The following is a 2,683-nucleotide window of genomic DNA, read 5'->3' on the forward strand; positions in this document are numbered from 1 at the left end:
AAACCAATTTTTTTCAAGTCTTTAAAAAAGTCTGGATAAGACTTGTTTACAGCCTCTGCCCCTTCTATTATCAAGTCTCCACCCAATAGGGACCCTCCAATACTCGCAGCCATAACAATCCTATGGTCATTAAATGAATTAACCCTATAAATTGTTTTTTCTATCCTTTCTTCACCAGAGACTATTAATTTATTATCTTCTAGCCAGGCCTTAGCACCAAGATCCTCTACCATCCTAATAACCGATTCAACCCTATCGCTTTCCTTTATCCTTAACCTTTCAATCCCGATAAAAGAACTCTGCCCCTCAGCAAAAATAGCTAGTATGGCAAGTATAGGTAGCATGTCTGGAGTGTCTGAAATATCTAGATTGATGGCCCTTCTTTTTCCTGGTCTAACTTCTATATAAGAGTCTTTAATAAGCAGACCTGCTCCATACCCTTTCAGAACCTCTATGATCCTCTTATCACCTTGACTAGATGTCATATCTAAATTAAGTAGCCTAATCTCCCCATATAGGGCACCTAGGGCTAGAAAAAAGCATGAATTTGACCAATCTGCCTCCGCTCTTATGCTACAAGGCTTATAAAATTGTCCTGATTTCAGCTTATAGGATTTGACTATCCCAGTCCTAGCTTCCATGGTCTCTTTATCTATATCATCTTTTAAATTTATATCAAATTCTTCAACCTCGACCCCAAACAAGTTCATAACATCCTTTGTCAAATCGATATATGGTTTGGATTCTATTTTGTCCAATACATCAACCCTAGTATCTCCATGCATAAGTGGGCCTGCTAGCAGTAGTCCAGATATATACTGGGAGGATACATCCCCTCGGATTTTAAATTTGCTTATGCTTTTATTGTTTTTGATTTTGATAAGCCTCGATTTATTCCTAATTTTTATTGGTAGCCTATCTGAAGATAGGTCAGATCCATTCTCTCTCAATACCCTTGTTAAGTCTCCTATAGGTCTAGCCATAAGTCCTTCTTTACCAGTAAATATATAGTCATCTGATAGCCTTGTAGCCATAGGAAGTAACATCCTAAGTGTAGAGCCGCTCTCTCCACAATTTACAAGCTTGAATCCGTGTACAGAGTCAAGGCTTTTAGTGTCAGACTCCTTTACAAGATCTTCATAAGTCGCTATATGGTTACTTGGTATAGGCTCTAGGCTTATATAATCCTTGTCTATACTAATTCTTGCCCCAAATGCTTCTAAGGCTCCTATTGTGGCTATAATATCTTCAGACAAGCCCCTATAGTATATGGTTGACCTTCCCTTGGCAAGACTAGCACAAATAAGGGCCCTATGTATAAAGGACTTTGAACTTATGGCCTCTAGTTCTTTAATTGGTTTTATCTGTCTAGCTTCATGGTCTAGTTTCCTAATAGTTACACTCTTGTTACTAGTCATAATCACACCAAACTACCTGGAATTATACTTTCTTATCTTCTCGTAAACAACATTACATATAATAAAAAGTATTATAAATAATAAGCTGTAATATATTGTCATTTTTTCCCTATTATTAGCAAACTGTTTAACTAGGCTTCCGTTCCCATTTTTTATCAAGTAATCTATACCACAAACACCGATAGAAAACATCAAAGAGTTTGCAATCTGTTTAATTCTAGCCTTTTTCATATCAATTATCTTCTCCTCTATAGAATCAATTTCTTTAGTTAAAATAATTATACCACAGTTGATAACTTGTTACAAAATGTAATACAGATTACGGAACTGTAATGGTAAATAACAGGCCTGTAATCTTTAAACAGCAACAAATATGGTAATATAATAGTATAAATAAGTGTTAAAAAGGTGTAGTAACACATCAATATAAATTTATTTATTTTTTAAAGTAAAGGATGTGATTTTATGAAAAAGAAAGTATTGACAATGGTGATGGTAGTGGCTGGTATCGTATCAATAGGAGGTATAGGCTTTGCCTTAAGTGCTAATCAGGTAACAAATAAGACAAGTAGCAATAATGACATAATGTATGCCCAGGTAAAGACTCCTGAAACTAGTCTAGTTACTGTGGAAGATAATAGTAGACCTACATCAAGTGACCAAGATCTTACAATAGATGAAGTAGATGTTGAAAGAAATAATAATACAGATAATACTAATAAGGCCAAAAATAGGGACCTAGTATTAAATAAGGTAAGTAGGTCTAATCCTTCTAACCAGAGGTCAGACTCAAATGTAAGCCAAAATAAAGTCGCTTCTAGTCAGCCTTTAGCAAGTAATTCACAGCCAGATACAAATAAGGATAAAAATTCTTCTACTAGTCTTAGTAAGGAAGATGCCCTAAATGTTTTGAAAGAAAAAAATAACAAGCTTGACTACAACTACATGGGAGATGAAGAATCCTATAGTGTATTGAAGGAAAAGGGACATGAAGGTTATGTATTCCTACCAGATGCTCAGACAGATATGGGTATGTTTGTAGATAAGAATACTAGGGAGGTATACTACTTCCATCCATCAGGCTATATGGATATATACTAGACTTATAATTATCCTTAGGAGAGCAAACATAATTCTATAAAGGTTGTATAATATTTAGCGTTGGTGAGAGAAAATTCTCTCCCAACGCTAAATTTTTTGCAAAAAAATAGGAACACACATCAAATCTCATGTATAATTTAAATCGTCAAAAAAAAAATAATAAG

Annotated in this window: 3 protein-coding genes; 1 reads left to right on the forward strand and 2 read right to left on the reverse strand. The window is 34.7% G+C overall.

The window, feature by feature from the left end; all coding sequences use genetic code 11:
• Positions 1 to 1,418 (reverse strand): 3-phosphoshikimate 1-carboxyvinyltransferase (gene aroA / locus ACW6OJ_RS07960; protein WP_456096265.1); only part of this gene is annotated, 1,418 nt, incomplete at its 3' end.
• A gap of 12 nt (positions 1,419 to 1,430) precedes the next feature.
• Positions 1,431 to 1,649 (reverse strand): hypothetical protein, encoded by a 219-nt coding sequence (locus ACW6OJ_RS07965; RefSeq protein WP_314495276.1) that lies wholly within the window; start codon positions 1,647 to 1,649, stop codon positions 1,431 to 1,433.
• A 234-nt stretch (positions 1,650 to 1,883) separates the two neighbouring features.
• Here ACW6OJ_RS07965 and ACW6OJ_RS07970 point away from each other — a divergent pair, with 234 nt between their 5' ends.
• The gene (locus ACW6OJ_RS07970; protein WP_456096266.1) at positions 1,884 to 2,519 is read left to right on the forward strand and encodes a hypothetical protein; all 636 of its coding nucleotides are present in this window, start codon (positions 1,884 to 1,886) and stop codon (positions 2,517 to 2,519) included.
• Positions 2,520 to 2,683 lie beyond the last annotated feature (164 nt).

The sequence above is a fragment of the Peptostreptococcus sp. genome (genome assembly GCF_977045075.1).